The 14,679-nt window shown below is 56.7% G+C and carries 12 protein-coding genes and 1 tRNA gene; 2 read left to right on the top strand and 11 right to left on the bottom strand.

What is annotated here, in order from left to right:
- Positions 1-158 precede the first annotated feature (158 nt).
- The 6 genes from galU to ftsH form a co-directional block, all read right to left on the bottom strand.
- On the bottom strand, positions 159-1,031 hold the full coding sequence (gene galU / locus BLP93_RS09610; RefSeq protein ID WP_092120619.1) for a UTP--glucose-1-phosphate uridylyltransferase GalU: 873 nt from the start codon (positions 1,029-1,031) through the stop codon (positions 159-161).
- Positions 1,032-1,222: 191 nt separating this feature from the next.
- Positions 1,223-2,575, bottom strand: coding sequence for a phosphoglucosamine mutase (gene glmM, locus BLP93_RS09605; RefSeq protein ID WP_092120616.1), 1,353 nt, complete (start codon positions 2,573-2,575; stop codon positions 1,223-1,225).
- 87 nt (positions 2,576-2,662) lie between these two features.
- Positions 2,663-3,601 carry a CdaR family protein gene (locus BLP93_RS09600; protein ID WP_092120613.1) on the bottom strand — a complete coding sequence of 313 codons (939 nt, stop codon included), beginning with the start codon at positions 3,599-3,601 and terminating at the stop codon, positions 2,663-2,665.
- A gap of 5 nt (positions 3,602-3,606) precedes the next feature.
- On the bottom strand, positions 3,607-4,338 hold the full coding sequence (gene cdaA / locus BLP93_RS09595; RefSeq protein ID WP_092120610.1) for a diadenylate cyclase CdaA: 732 nt from the start codon (positions 4,336-4,338) through the stop codon (positions 3,607-3,609).
- A gap of 2 nt (positions 4,339-4,340) precedes the next feature.
- Positions 4,341-5,162 (bottom strand): dihydropteroate synthase, encoded by an 822-nt coding sequence (gene folP, locus BLP93_RS09590; RefSeq protein WP_244148705.1) that lies wholly within the window; start codon positions 5,160-5,162, stop codon positions 4,341-4,343.
- Between the two features lie 79 nt (positions 5,163-5,241).
- Positions 5,242-7,224, bottom strand: coding sequence for an ATP-dependent zinc metalloprotease FtsH (gene ftsH / locus BLP93_RS09585; protein WP_092120604.1), 1,983 nt, complete (start codon positions 7,222-7,224; stop codon positions 5,242-5,244).
- 212 nt (positions 7,225-7,436) lie between these two features.
- Here ftsH and BLP93_RS09580 point away from each other — a divergent pair.
- Positions 7,437-7,530, top strand: a tRNA-Sec gene (locus tag BLP93_RS09580).
- 2 nt (positions 7,531-7,532) lie between these two features.
- On the opposite strand, the gene argH is transcribed toward BLP93_RS09580, so the two are convergent.
- The 4 genes from argH to BLP93_RS09560 all read right to left on the bottom strand — a co-directional run bounded on the left by argH (position 7,533) and on the right by BLP93_RS09560 (position 12,558).
- Positions 7,533-8,954: an argininosuccinate lyase gene (gene argH / locus BLP93_RS09575; RefSeq protein WP_092120601.1), complete on the bottom strand. Its 1,422-nt coding sequence runs from the start codon at positions 8,952-8,954 to the stop codon at positions 7,533-7,535.
- Positions 8,954-10,147: an argininosuccinate synthase gene (locus BLP93_RS09570; protein WP_092120597.1), complete on the bottom strand. Its 1,194-nt coding sequence runs from the start codon at positions 10,145-10,147 to the stop codon at positions 8,954-8,956. The genes argH and BLP93_RS09570 overlap by 1 nt, the downstream gene beginning before the upstream one ends.
- Positions 10,148-10,287: 140 nt before the next feature.
- On the bottom strand, positions 10,288-11,199 hold the full coding sequence (gene argF, locus BLP93_RS09565; RefSeq protein ID WP_092120593.1) for an ornithine carbamoyltransferase: 912 nt from the start codon (positions 11,197-11,199) through the stop codon (positions 10,288-10,290).
- 159 nt (positions 11,200-11,358) lie between these two features.
- A complete protein-coding gene (locus BLP93_RS09560; protein WP_092120590.1) occupies positions 11,359-12,558 on the bottom strand; it encodes an aminopeptidase in 1,200 nt (399 codons plus the stop codon).
- 516 nt (positions 12,559-13,074) lie between these two features.
- On the opposite strand from BLP93_RS09560, the gene BLP93_RS09555 reads away from it, so the two are divergent.
- Positions 13,075-13,977, top strand: coding sequence for an LOG family protein (locus tag BLP93_RS09555; RefSeq protein WP_208596610.1), 903 nt, complete (start codon positions 13,075-13,077; stop codon positions 13,975-13,977).
- 44 nt (positions 13,978-14,021) lie between these two features.
- Here BLP93_RS09555 and BLP93_RS09550 read toward each other — a convergent pair whose 3' ends face one another.
- Positions 14,022-14,498 (bottom strand): hypothetical protein, encoded by a 477-nt coding sequence (locus BLP93_RS09550; RefSeq protein WP_092120584.1) that lies wholly within the window; start codon positions 14,496-14,498, stop codon positions 14,022-14,024.
- Positions 14,499-14,679 lie beyond the last annotated feature (181 nt).

The following is a 14,679-nucleotide window of genomic DNA, read 5'->3' as shown; positions in this document are numbered from 1 at the left end:
GGATTTGCAAGTGTGACAAATGGGATCGTCGTGACGTCATGCTGGTTGATTCACGGCGAAGCGCGAAATCATGTGTTCAAATACGCGAGCCGGCTGCACCGCATGCGGTGCAGCCGGCTCTGAATGATGAATGTATTGCCAGCCGTGCGGGAGTCTGTTCAACTGGGGCAGGACAGCAGACCTTTCAGTTTGGAGACCAGCTCGTCGCGAAGCGTCTCATCCTGGAGGGCAAAATAGATGTTCGCCGTAAGATAGTCGCTCCAGTCGCCGACATCGAATCGCATCCCGCGCATTTTCACCGCCAGGAGGCGATTCTTGCGCGCAAGCGTCAAAAGTGCGTCAGTGATCTGGATTTCGCCGCCGTGGCCAGGAGCGGTGCCTTCGAGATATTGAAAAATTTCAGGCATCAAAACATAGCGTCCGACCACGGCCATGCGTGACGGCGCCTGCCCCAGTTCAGGTTTTTCCACCAGTGAACGTACCCGGAAAATACCCGGCGCGAACTCTTCACCCTGGATGATGCCGTAACTGCTCACTTTGTCCGCCCCAACTTCAACAACACCGATTACCGACATATTTTCCGAGAGGGCGACATCCATCAGCTGCTTGATCCCCGGTTCCATGCTGAACATCAAGTCGTCGCCCAGCATCACGGCAAAGGGTTCCTGCTTGATGACCTCTTTGGCGCAGAGTACGGCGTGACCCAGTCCGAGCTGCCTTTTCTGGCGCACCGAAATAATGTTGACCATCTCGGCTACCTTGCGAACTTCTTCCAGAAGAGCTGTTTTCCCAGTGCGTTGCAGCAAATCCTCTAGTGCCCAGTTATAGTCGAAGTGGTCCTCGATGATTTTCTTGTTCGAGTTGTTCACGAAAACCACGTCTGTCAGGCCGGAGTACATCGCTTCTTCGACAATGTATTGCACCGTGGGTTTTTTAAATACCGGCAGCATTTCCTTGGGAATGTTCTTGGTTGCCGGCAATGACCTGGTTCCCCAACCAGCCACGGGAATAACGACTTTTCTTATTTGCATCGGAGCAATCTCCTTTGTTTTGAGCGATGGCCGCCTGGCTTTTCGCACCGAAAAATTACTATTCCGGTCTGCATATCCTCAAAGATCGAGAGTTTGGTCGGTATCATCTCCTGGCTATGATCGGATAAAACTGGAAACGCGAAGCAATCATGGCACTGGAAGCTGAGCATATACCCAATCGCGGCGACAGTCTATCGCAGATGGGTTCGTAGCACGTCGACAATTTCGTCCGCCAGCTGCTGGACCATTTCCGGCTCCTCGCCTTCCACCATGACCCGGGCTACCGGTTCCGTTCCAGAATAACGGAGCAGCACCCTGCCTCGCGTTCCGAGTTTCTGCTCTGCCATGGACACCACGCGAACCACTTCCGGAGACTGATCGAAGGGAATTTTTCGTTCGACATGGACATTCACAAGCACCTGCGGAAACGGGGTCAACAGGGTTGCCAGTTCGGAGAGCGGTTTTCCGGTTTCCTGCATGATCCGCATCAGCTGCAGTGCGGCCAGGATGCCGTCGCCGGTGGTGCAGTGATTCAAAAAGATCAAATGGCCTGATTGCTCGCCGCCGAACAGGGCTCCCTCCCTGCGCATGGCCTCTACGACATAGCGATCCCCCACGGGAGTACGCAACAACCTGCCGGAATTTTCCTTCATGAATATTTCCAGAGACATGTTGCTCATCACCGTGGCCACGAGCGTATTGCCGGGCAATGTGGCGCTGTTGAGCATGTCCCGGGCGCAGATGGCCATGATCTGATCGCCGTCCAGGATCTTGCCCCGCTCATCCGTGACGATCAACCGGTCTCCGTCACCGTCCAGGGCCAACCCGATATCCGCTCCGGAATCCAGGACATGATGGGCCATCAGTTCCGGGTAGAGCGAACCGCACTTGCGATTGATGTTCAAGCCGTCCGGATCCGTTCCGATCTCCTCGACCCTCGCGCCAAGTTCCTCGAAAAGCAGTGGTGCGACCTTGTATGTTGCGCCGTTGGCGCAATCCAGGACAACCTTCATTCCATCAAAGGTCATGGCCGACGGAATGGTGTTCTTCAGGAAGACCAGATATCGGCCAAGACTGTCCTGAATGCGGAACGCCTTGCCCACGGCTTCCGGTTGCGGATAGTCCCAATCCGTATCCGGCGAGAGGATCATTTCCGAAATCCGGTCTTCCATGTCGTCGGCCAGTTTGAAGCCGAAGCGGTCGAACAGTTTGATTCCGTTGTCCATGAAAGGATTGTGGGAAGCTGAGATGACCACTCCCACATCGGCCCGCATGTTCCGGGTCAAAAAGGAAATCGCAGGGGTGGGCATGGGGCCGACAAGATAAACGTCCATTCCAGAAGCGCAAAAACCCGAGGTAAGGGCCGTTTCAAAAACATACCCGGAAAGTCGTGTATCCTTGCCGACCACCACCCGGTGCCGTCTTGAACCGTTGCGCATGGTCTGCCCCACGGCCAGTCCAAGTCGCAACGCAATCTCGGGAAGCATCGGGAAAATGTTTACCTGCCCGCGCATTCCATCCGTTCCAAAGAGACCTTTACGCATATCATCCCTCATGAGTCGACTGGTCCCTGCGAGGACAGTCTACATCACAGCAAATTCAAGTTTCAAAATGAACCAATGTTACGACGACTAAGGCGCATTCGGATCAGGAGCGACCGGCACGGCGGAGATCTGTTCGATCTGAACGCGCACGTTTTCCGGCTCCCCTTGCAACAGGACAACCCCGGGAGGCAATTCGACCCGGTAGCTGACTTCATGCTCGCCTGAGGCAAGCTCCCCTAAAGGACTGGTGGTGACCCAGACAGCGTCGACAAGTTTTTCTTCTCGAACCATCGAAAGAGGTGCTCGAAGCTGAAGGCGAATTCTTGCCGGATCCACCGTGACCGTCATTCCGGCTGGTTGCGCGACAAGGACCTCGCGTTCAATGGAAATATCCGTGGTTTTCTCGCCAAAATCAAGCTGCAAAGAGACCCTGGATGGATTCGCCTCGACTTCCGGCGGCAGGATGAGGCCCACCGTAATTTCCAGTTTTCCTGGACGATCATCCTCCACCGTCACCGGTTGCGTCATAATCTCATCGACTTCCTCGACCTTGGCCTGGGGACCTCGCAGGACCACCGCCGGCGGGCGAACAGCGGCACGTTTGAGCTCGTAATCCTCATGCAAATCCGTTTCCATTTGTTTGACCACGGGCACGTTCTTGGTCATCAACCGGTCCACGAGCAATTCAGCCCGGGAAGGTGAAATTTCGACCACCTCAATGGCCCGTGACAGGCTGATGTTGCGCGTCTCGAATTCCAGCTGATTCAGTCCGGGCTGCAATTCCGCGAGATCAAGGGGGTAAAAGACATTGCGCATATCAATAGTGCGCAACATTGGCCTCGGTCCCCGGACCCGAACCTCGATGCGGTGAACCATGCCTTGGCGAACGACAAATCCCTGAGGCATGTTCACCATTTCCACGGGAACCTGAATCCAGGTGTCCACCTTTTCTCGTCCGGAAACCAGGTGCCAGGAAAAAAGCGCCAAGGCAAAGGCCAGGACCAGATACTGCCAATTCGTGCGCATGCTCCCTACTTCTCCAATGCGTTGCGCAAGGCGTCCTTGAGCTGCGCTTCATTCAGATTTTCCGACAGTACTCCTCCCTGGGCAAGAGATATGACCCCCCGCTCCTCGGATACCACCAGGGCCACGGCATCGGACTCTTCGCTCGCGCCGATGGCGGCCCGGTGCCGCGTTCCCAGTTTGGTGGAGTGCTCGACTCCGGATGACAAAGGCAGAATGCAACCCGCGGCTTCAACCTGGCCGTCTCGAATCACCACGGCCCCATCATGGAGCGGCGTGCCCGGAGTAAATATCGTCACCAGCAGTTCGCGAGACATGCCGGCCTTGATTTCCACGCCACGAGCTATGATGTCCCCCAGAGGAATAGCCCGCTCAAAGACGATCAAGGCGCCGGTTCGTGATTTGGCCATGTTCAGCGCTGCGTAGACCACTTCGTTCACCAGGCGATCAGATACGTTGCGACGTCTCCAAAGACTGCCGGCGCCCAGTTCGGAAAGGGCTCTCCGGATGTCCTGTTGAAAAAAAATGATAATCACCAGGAACATGGAGCCCAGAAAGTTGGCCAGCAACCAGTTCAAGGTCAGCAGGCCGAATTCCTCGGACAGGTAATAGATCACCAGGATTAGTATCAATCCGTAGATGATCGATACGGCACGTGTCCCCTTCACGAGAAGGATCAGCCGGTAGAAGGCAAAGGTCACCAGGCCGATGTCCACCAGTTCCCGCAAGCCGAACTGCATCTCTAGCACGACCCGCCTCCGCTCAGCTCCTGGAATACCCGCAAAGTCCGTTGTGTTTCCAGTACGTCGTGAACACGATGCACCCGCACCCCTTTGACCGTCAGCAACGCCGTGGCCACCTGGGTGACGGATCCGCGCTCCTCCAGTTCCAGCCCCAGCAGCCCTTTCCAAAAAGACTTGTTGGAAATGCCCACCAGAAGCGGCCTGCCCAATTGCAGCAAGTCGTCGATATTGCGCAGCAGCCGCAGGTTGTGTTCCAGCAGCTTGCCGAACCCGATCCCAGGATCCAGGATAATGGCGTCCTCAGACAATCCGGATTGCACCAGGACGTTCATCCGCTGCTCGAAAAAGCGACGGACTTCATCCAGAACATTTTCATAATATGGATTGGACTGCATGGTTGCCGGTGTTCCCAAAGCGTGCATCAGCACGTAACCCGGCTGATACTGGCGAAGAACGTCCAGCAGCCCCGGATCAAACCGGCAGGCGGAGATGTCGTTGACCACGGCCGCGCCGGCGGCCAGCGCCATGGCGGCCACTTCGGCCTTGGTGGTGTCCACTGAAAGAACAACCTCGGGATGGCTTTGCTCCAGGGCGGCGCTCAATCGCTGCATCACGGGCAGAACGCGTTCCAGTTCCTCTTCCCGGGTCACGGGCAGGGCGCCGGGGCGGGTGGATTCGCCGCCGACGTCCAGAATTAGCGCTCCCTCGGAGACCAGCTCAAGGCCGCGGCGTACGGCTTCGTCCGGATGACGATGCCGGCCACCGTCGTAGAACGAGTCCGGAGTGCAATTGATCACCCCCATGATCAGGGGGTGATTCATATTCAAAAATCGTTCACCTTTGATGCGCCATGCGGGAACTGAATTCACAGGCAAATCCATTCAGCAAGATGCAATCAGGCTAGGAACGCTGAGGTTTCTCAGGCTCTTCCAGGGAAAATTCGTCTTCCGATTCACCCTCGCCCTTTGCAGAAGCTGGATCATCGGTCGTCTTCTTCCCATCTTCTCCCTTGTCGGCGTCTTGATCGATGTTCTCTGACTTCGTGGCAGACTCGTCCCGGGCTGCCTTCTTGATCACCAAGTTGACGGGCGGCAGGGGTTCGTTCTGCATCAGACGGGTGATGTCGTCTCCGGTAATGGTTTCGCGCTCCAGAAGGGCTTCCGCCATGGCGTGCAGAGTGTCGATATTCTGCTCCAGCAATTCCCGACCCGTGGCGAGAGCTCTGCTGATGAAGCCCTTGATCTCAGCATCGATCTGCTGCGCCGTTTCTTCACTGTAGTCCTTGTGGGATGAAATCTCGCGACCAAGAAAGACATGGTCGTTGTTTTCCCCCAGGGACAGCGGCCCCAACACGTCGCTCATCCCCCACTGGCAGACCATTTTCCGGGACATTTTCGTCGCCCGTTCGATGTCGTTGCCGGCCCCCGTGGTCAGCTGATCGAAGATAATCTGCTCGGCCACCCGGCCGGCAAGGAGCACGGCCAATGTTTTTTCCAGGTAGGTCCGGCTGTAGTTGTGTCGTTCGTCGTCCGGCAACTGCATGGTCACGCCCAAGGCCATGCCTCGGGGAATGATGGACACCTTGTGAATCGGGTCCGTTCCGGGCAGCAGCCGGGCCACGAGAGCATGACCGGCTTCATGGTAGGCCGTGGTCTTCTTCTCGTCATCGCTGAGAATCATGCTGCGCCGTTCCTTGCCCATCAGGATCTTGTCCTTGGCCTCCTCGAAATCCTGCATTTCAACCTGATCCTTGTTTTGCCGGGCGGCAAACAAGGCCGCCTCGTTGACCAGATTCTCCAGATCGGCTCCGGACATGCCCGGCGTGCCCTTGGCCAGGGATTCAAGGTCGACCCCTTTGGCAAGGGGCGTACGTTTGGCATGGACCTGCAGGATGCGCACCCTGCCCCGCAGATCCGGTGCCGGGACAACGACCTGCCGGTCGAACCGACCGGGACGCAGCAGGGCCGGATCCAGTACGTCCGGACGGTTGGTGGCGGCAATCAGAATGACGCCTTCGTTGGATTCAAAACCGTCCATTTCCACCAGCATCTGGTTCAGGGTCTGCTCGCGTTCATCATGCCCTCCGCCCAGCCCGGCGCCGCGCTGTCGGCCGACGGCGTCAATTTCGTCTATGAAAATCAGGCAGGGCGCGTTCTTTTTGCCCTGGGTAAACAGATCGCGCACCCTGGCAGCGCCGACGCCGACAAACATTTCCACGAAATCAGAACCGGAAATGGAGAAAAACGGCACCCCGGCCTCTCCGGCCACGGCCCGAGCAAGCAGCGTTTTGCCCGTACCCGGAGAGCCGACCAGCAAAACGCCCTTGGGGATTCGCCCGCCAAGGCGGGTAAACTTTTTTGGTTCCCGCAGAAAATCCACCACTTCCATCAATTCTTCCTTGGCCTCGTCCACCCCGGCAACGTCTTCAAAGGTGACCTTGGTGGATTCCTCGCTCAGCATCTTGGCCCGCGAACGGCCGAACGACATGGCCCGCCCGCCCCCGGACTGCATCTGGCGCATGAAAAAGATCCAGACTCCGATCAACAGAAGCATCGGAAACCAGGAGATCAGAATGGTGAAATACCATGGCGACTGATCCTCGGGCTCCGCGACCACCCGGACATTGTTCTCCAGAAGTATGGGTACCAGGTTGGGGTCGTTGGGATTGTAGGAAACAAAGCGTTGCTCGTTGAGCAGTACTCCCTGGATTCTCTGCCCCTGCACGTTGACTTCGGTAACTTCGCCGGCTCGAACGCGGGCCAGCAACTCACTGTAACTCAATTGCTGTTCGGGCGCCGGCGGTTGGCTAAACATGTTGAACAGAACCACCATCACAACGGAAATGGTAGCCCAGAGCAGCAGGTTCTTTGAAAAATTATTCAATGAAAATTCCTCCGAAAAAGGATTGGATTATCAGAAAAAATACGATTGTGGTTTGCAAGAGGAGGGGTGTTAAAGTGAAGCATTCGACGCCGATTCCCAATCCCGTGGTGAAACAGCGTCAATGTCGTTCTAAAGCCGGAAATTCCTCCGGAGATTCGAACTGCCCCCTTGCGGTTCAACGTTGAAATCTATAAAAGGCATTTTTCACACAAGGAAGCGTTTCGTCACCGGTGTGGCGCCTGGACTTCAAATCCAGTGGACGGTCGAGAGGTCGTCGGTAGGTTCGACTCCTATACGCTTCCGCCAAATCAAACCCCGCCGTTCTTCCCTTCAGACGCAGTCAACCAGGCTTTCAACTCGCTGATTTGATTTTGGACCGGAGCCTCACCGGTACCGCCCCGCCCGCTGCGCCGTGCTACGGCTTGATGATAATCCAGCACGGAAAAAACATCCTCCTGGATCAACGGCGAAAAGGACTGCAACTCCTGAAGTGACAGCTCCTCCAGAGGTCGGCCCTGGTCTTCGGCAAACGCCACGGCCCGCCCCACAACATGATGGGCGTCCCTGAAAGGCAGTTTTTTTCCCACCAAATAGTCCGCAAGTTCCGTGGCGTTGAGGTATCCCTTGCGCAAAAGCGCCAGCATCCGTTCCGGCACGAATTCCATTTCGGCCATCATGGACGCCATGAGCCGCAATGATGTTTCCACGGTCTTGTCCGCGTCGAAAAACGGTTCCTTGTCTTCCTGCAAATCCCGATTATAGGTCAGCGGAAGTCCTTTGACCAGGGTCATCAAGGACATCAAAGCCCCGTAAACCCGCCCGGTCTTTCCGCGCATCAGTTCAGCCACATCCGGATTCTTTTTTTGCGGCATGATGCTTGACCCGGTGGCAAAGGCGTCCGGCAGCCGCACGAAGCCGAATGCCGGATTGGCCCAGAGGATCAGCTCCTCGCACAGCCGGGAAAGGTGAGCCATGGTCACGGCCGCGATAAAGACGGATTCCATGACGAAATCACGGTCTGAGACGGCGTCCATGCTGTTGGCGAATACTTCGGGAAAGCCGACTTCCCGGGCCGCCATGGCCGGGTCGAGTGGATAGGTGGTCCCGGACAGGGCTGCGGCTCCCAGAGGACTGACCCGCACCCTTTTCAAGGCATCTTCCGCCCTGGCGTGATCGCGGCGAAACATCCAGGCATAGGCCAGCAGGTGCTGAGCCAGACTTACGGGCTGGGCCGGTTGCAGGTGGGTACACCCGGGCAGCAGAGTCCGGCGATGCTCCTCGGCCCGCCGCACCAGCACGGCGACCAGTTCTTCGAGCCCATCCTGCCAGCGTTTCAGGGCTTCGTCCACGTAGAGACGGAAATCCAGAGCAACCTGATCATTGCGGCTTCGCCCCGTATGCAGTTTCTTTCCGGCATCGCCGATCAGTTCCGTCAGCCGGGATTCGATGTTCATGTGCACGTCTTCCAGCTCGTCACGCCAGACAAATGCGCCTGAATTCACCTCCGCCAGAATCTGATCCAATCCGGAAACAATGGCTTCCACGTCGTCAGGAGGCAGGACGCCCTGTTCCCCGAGCATTCTGGCATGCGCCATGGAGCCGCGGATATCCTGGACGGCCAGACGGCGATCCACATGCACCGATGCCGTGTATGCCTCAACCAGCCGATCCGTGGTTTTATCAAACCGCCCGGACCAAAGTTTTTGTGAGCTGCCGGATTCCGTAGCCATCACTGGTTCCAGGCCTTGAGCCGCAAGGCGTTGAGGCGGATGAATCCCGCGGCGTCGGCCTGATCGTAGACCATGTCCTTCTCGAAGGTGGCCAACTCAGGGTTGTAAAGAGAAACCGGGGATTTGCGGCCAAGAACCGTCACGGACCCCTTGTACAGCTTCAATCGCACGGTACCCCGAACCCGCTCCTGGGTCTTGTCGATGAAGACCTGCAAAGCTTCACGTTCAGGAGCAAACCAGAATCCGTTGTAGACCATGGCCGCGTACTGGGGCATCAGCTGATCGCGCAGACGCATGGTTTCGCGGTCCATGGTCAAGCCTTCCAGATCGCGATGGGCCGCCTGCAGAATCGTCCCGCCGGGCGTCTCGTAGACGCCGCGGGCCTTCATGCCCACGAAACGGCTTTCCACCATGTCCACCCGCCCGATGCCGTGCCGCCCGCCGAGGGAGTTCAGCCTGGCCATGATATTTGCCGGCGAAAGCGCCTCGCCGTCCAGTGCAACCGGATTGCCGGCCTCAAAATCAAGCGTCACGACTTCCGGCCGATCCGGAGCCTGTTCCGGAGGAACGCACATGACATAGGTGTGCGGTCCGGGCTCGGCCCAGGGATCTTCCAGTTCGCCGCCTTCAAATGAGAGGTGCAGCAGGTTGCCGTCGCAGGAATAGGGCTTGTCCTTGGTCACGGTGACGGGGATGTTGTGCTGCCTGGCGTATTCGACGCAGTCCGTGCGCGAGCACAGATCCCATTCCCTCCATGGGGCGATGGTCCGGATGGTTTTGTCCAGGGCCGCGGCGGTCAGCTCGAATCGAACCTGATCGTTGCCCTTTCCCGTGGCTCCGTGGGCAATAGCCTGGGCGCCTTCGGCCCTGGCGATCTCCACCAGGCGTTTGGCGATCAGCGGCCGGGCAATGGAGGTTCCCAGCAGGTATCGGCCCTCATAGACGGCATTGGCCCGCATCATCGGGAAAATGAAGTCCTGGGCAAATTCCTCTCGCAGATCCTCGACAAATGCCTTCACGGCTCCGGTGTCCAGGGCTCGGCGTTCAACGCCGGAGAGATCCTCGCCCTGCCCCAGGTCAGCGGTGAATGCGATCACGTCGCAGGAATAGGTCTGCTTGATCCACTTCAATATGACGGAAGTATCCAGACCACCGGAATAGGCCAGAACGACTTTCTTGATTGATTGTTCCATATTTTTTTCAATGGGGTTGGAGAAGGGGCAGGAAGAAACAGCTCGGGATCATGCTGAATTCAAATATGTCATGCAGCTGTCGACCAGTGTTCAAAGGCATGCGTGATCCGAGTGCAACAGGATCAAGAGCCGCATCACAATTAAACGTGATGCTCGTCATAGACCCATTCCAAGAGGGCCTTTTGCATATGCAGCCGGTTTTCGGCCTGGTCCCAGACCAGGGAAGATTCGCCCTCCAGGACGTTGTCCGTAATTTCCTCTCCGCGTTTGGCCGGCAGGCAATGCAGGACCTTGCACTCGGGATGGGCCAGAGCCAGCAACCTGGAATTGACCTGAAACGGCGCGAATATTTCCCGACGTTCATTCGCCGCATCTTCCTGGCCCATGGAGGCCCAGACATCAGTGTTCACGTAATGGGCCTCGCTGACGGCCTCCTTCGGATCATGGGTCAAGACAACGTTGGCGCCACTTTCCCGGGCATGCTGCAATATCCCGGAATCCGGCTCATACCCCTTGGGCACGGCCAAATGCAGGGTAAACGGAAAATACATGGCCGCATGCAGCCAGGAGTTGGCCATGTTGTTGCCGTCGCCGACCCAGGCAACCTTCAGGCTGGGCAAGTCGGGAGTATTCTCGAAAATGGTCAGCATGTCGCTCATCACCTGGCAGGGATGATGCAGATCGGTCAGGGCATTGATGACCGGGATGGTTCCGACGGAGGCCAATTCTTCCAGTGATTCCTGGGCAAAGGTGCGCACCACGACGCCTTGAACATACCGGGAAAGAACCCGGGCCGTATCCCGCAAGGGCTCATTGCGGCCGAGCTGTGATTCCTTGTTGGTCATGAACAGGACGTTTCCGCCCAGGGCACGAATGGCCACTTCAAACGAGATCCTGGTCCGGGTCGACGCCTTTTCGAACAAAAGAATTATTGTTTTCCCGTTCAGAAGGGTGGATCGCCAGTTGCTGGCCTTGATCTCCTTGGCCCGGGTCAACATGTTCCAGGCCTCGGAACGCTTCAAATCAGTTATTTGCAGGAAATTTCGTGCCATGACGACCTCTCGATCCATCCATGCGGATGGGAAATCTAGAAATACCAGCCCCCTGTATCAAGCCAATGTCGGGACCAAGACCAGGGTGATGCATATGGAAGGAAAAAGTCGTGAACATAGCCGCACTATATACGAAGTGTAAAGAAAAAGCTTTTGAAACTAATACCGAAACTCGCCGTTTTCATAGATCACCTGGGTTTTGCCTGAGCCGAGCCGTGCCGTAACTGTTTTCTCCCGGGTGTTGACCAGGTCCCAGTGCAACGCGGACTCGTTGAAGCCCAGACTGCGTTTGCGCCGTTTGTCCAAGTCGGCCACCTTGCCGGAAAAAGATTCAACATACGACGATCCCAGAGCCAGATGGCAGTTGCCGAAGGGCCCCCCAAAGTTTTCATCAAACAAGGTGTTGGCCATGAAGGCGTTGATCCTGGAAAAGCGCTTGTCCGTCAATGAGAATTCACCGACCCTGGCGGCGCCTTCGTCCATGGCGACCTGGGACCGGAGAAATTCCTCGCCCTGCGTGGCCTGCGCGTCAACCGCCCTGCCGTCCTTGAACTCCAGGCGGACGCCTTCCACGATATTGCCGTTGCGATAGGAAAGCTGGTCGGCAAAGTAGACTCCACGCACTCCCCGCCAGTCCGGGGACAAGAAAATCTCAAAGCTGGGTATATTGTGGCCGGACAGCCCGACCCATCTGCGCTGCTCGCCAACGGAAACCTCCAGATCCATCGCTTCCGATTCCACGCGGAGTGTTTTCGGATTCAGGGAGTTGAGCCAGCGCTTGATCCGATTGACCGAGGCAAAAACATCCTTCCAACTGCCCACGGCATCGTCGCTGTCCAGGTAGCAGGCGTTCACGATCTGTTGCGCATAGGCGTCCACATCCATGCCCGCGGCCAGGGCCAGTTGCTCTGTGGGCAGCATGGCCAGGGTCCAACCGAACAGTTTCTTTTGCTCGCGCGCATCCAGGATGTCCCGCAACGGTTTTCGGGCCAAAGTGGCCATGCTGATCCGCTCCGGACGCACATCCCGCAGATGAGTCAAGGACTCCGGGGCCCGCAGATGGATGGCCCCATGCAGGGCGCCGAGGAGTTCTTTTGTGCCCGGCGGGTGAAAGGTCAGGTGCCTGTCCTCGCCCCGGGCATAGAAATCGTGCTCCATGCGCACGCTGGGATTCCAGCGGACCACCGGCTGAAGAGACCGATCCAGCAACAAAGCGTAGATCTTTTCGGAAAGGGCGACGGCAGCGGGATCGGATTGGAGCAGGACGATGTTCCCTGCTTTGAGTTTGCGTCCTCTGGCCGTTTCCAAAGCCCACAACATGACCTGGGCATAGGCGTCCAAATGTTTTTCAGTGAACATGCGGTTCTCCTTCAGAAGTCGGCAATCATAAGTCAGGGTTCAAAAGTAAGGTGTCGAAATGAGTTAGTCCGGCAGCCCAGAGCCCGAACAGATAGGCAGTCGTGTCGGATTTGGCAACCACTGCGGGGGGGCCGAAGGCATGAAGGCAGTCAGCTGGTTTGCCATGTGGTGATTTTGCCGCTACTGCCGTCATAGACGGGAATTCAGCCGATCTCAATCAGCTGAACCATGTGACATGACTGGCTGGGAATACAGTAACTGCTCAGCTGCGTTTTGGCTTGTCACGATTTTTCGACCTCGCAACTCGCTCGCCGGATTCGCAACATCAAAGCATTGCCTGAATAAACATCAATTGGTCCCTTCAGGCGTCCGGCAATGGTTCGATGAACGAATCCTGGCTCAGTCAGACAGGAAGGCAAAAAAATCGGAACAAGCCGGAACATGCATGTCTTATCATGTAGAGGTCCTGAGTAGTTACGAAATACATTTCAATCTTTTTTCAGGAGGATGACGTCCATGACCGGCAAGGATAAGGCGACTCTTTTTCCCTCGGCTCACGAAGATGCTGAATCAGCTGACCAGCACCCTTCAACTCCTCAAACCGAATCAGCTGCATACCGTCTGGCGTTTCTGGATCAGGACTTCATTTTGCAGGATGAGTTGCGCCCGGTTCGCCTGCAGTTGGAATTGCTCAAGCCGGAAATGTTGATGCAGCAACACCGCATCGAATCAACGGTGGTCATCTTCGGCAGTGCGCGGTTGCTGGACACGGAAAGCGCAACCGCTCTGCATGAGCTGGCCCGGGAGCAGGCCGAACTCCTGCCGGAGGATCCGTCCGCACAGGCCGCGCTGAAAGTGGCTGAGCGCGCCTTGGATAACAGCCGGTACTATGAAGAGGCGCGAAAACTTTCCAGAATCATCTCTGAAAACTGCCAGCACGAGGACAAAATCACGCATGTGGTCATCACCGGCGGCGGCCCCGGAATCATGGAAGCCGCGAATCGTGGTGCAACCGAGGCCGCCGCCAAGAGCATCGGCCTGAACATAGTTCTGCCCCACGAACAGGCACCCAACCTGTATATCCCACCGGAACTCTGCTTCCAGTTCCATTATTTCGCGATCCGCAAAATGCATTTCTTGATCCGAGCCAGGGCTCTGGTGGTCTTCCCCGGGGGATTCGGCACGCTGGACGAACTATTCGATGCCTTGACCCTGATCCAGACAAAAAAGATCGCCCCCATGCCCGTTCTGCTTTTCGGTTCGCGCTTCTGGAAGAGAGTAATCAATTTCGACGCGCTTGTTGAGGAAGGAACCATTTCGGCGCATGATCTCCATCTTTTTGAATATGTGGAAACAGCCGAACAGGCCTGGGAGTGCATAGCCCGGTTTGATAATCTGGGACCAAAAAGCGATGCATGACCCTCGAAAATTCACTCATTCCATGGGCTTCTTGATGACACTCATCACCTTTTATTTTTCGTGATCAAGCCCAGCATGTCAGCGGCCATGCCGGGATCGATCCGAAAAGGAGAGCCGACTCCCTGAAAAAATCCATGGTGTTCGATAAGATGGATGGCCAAGGGGGTTATGGTGAAAGATTGGGCGTCCTTTTCCCGGATCACCCGCACCTGGTGCTTGGGGAACGTGCCTTCGCCTGGAAACGGGGACGGCGTTCTGCCCCGGCATGCCAAACATTCGGCCCGGACACCCGGCGCGATGTCCGCCCATTCCCCTTCAGTCTGTAAAGCGGCGTGGTAAACGGACCGAAGCGCCTGGACCAGGAGGTCCATGGTTATGCCGAGGCGCTGCAGGGTCGCTTGGTCATCGGCAATGATGTCCTCCAGTTCCCGGGTGTCGTTCCCAAAAAATCCCCGGGCGGAAAAACATGAGGGGCTGAGTTGTTGGAATTTCTGTGCATCCACTGGTGATCTGCGGGGCATATCGTCACCCTCCGTTTGAAATGCTTCGGTGGTCGCGTAAGTTTTTATCCCTGACAAGTTTGCAGTCCTTCCGACGAAGCTTGAAGATTCGGGAAAAGCATGGACATTCGGAATAGTATTTTATAAGGCAAAGCGAAAGATGCAGCCACCAACGGGGAATTTAGCCATTTCCTCCCCTATT

This window comes from Desulfonatronum thiosulfatophilum (genome assembly GCF_900104215.1).
GTDB lineage: Bacteria > Desulfobacterota > Desulfovibrionia > Desulfovibrionales > Desulfonatronaceae > Desulfonatronum > Desulfonatronum thiosulfatophilum.
Note: the sequence above shows the minus strand (reverse complement) of the source record. Positions and strands in the feature narration are given on the sequence as shown.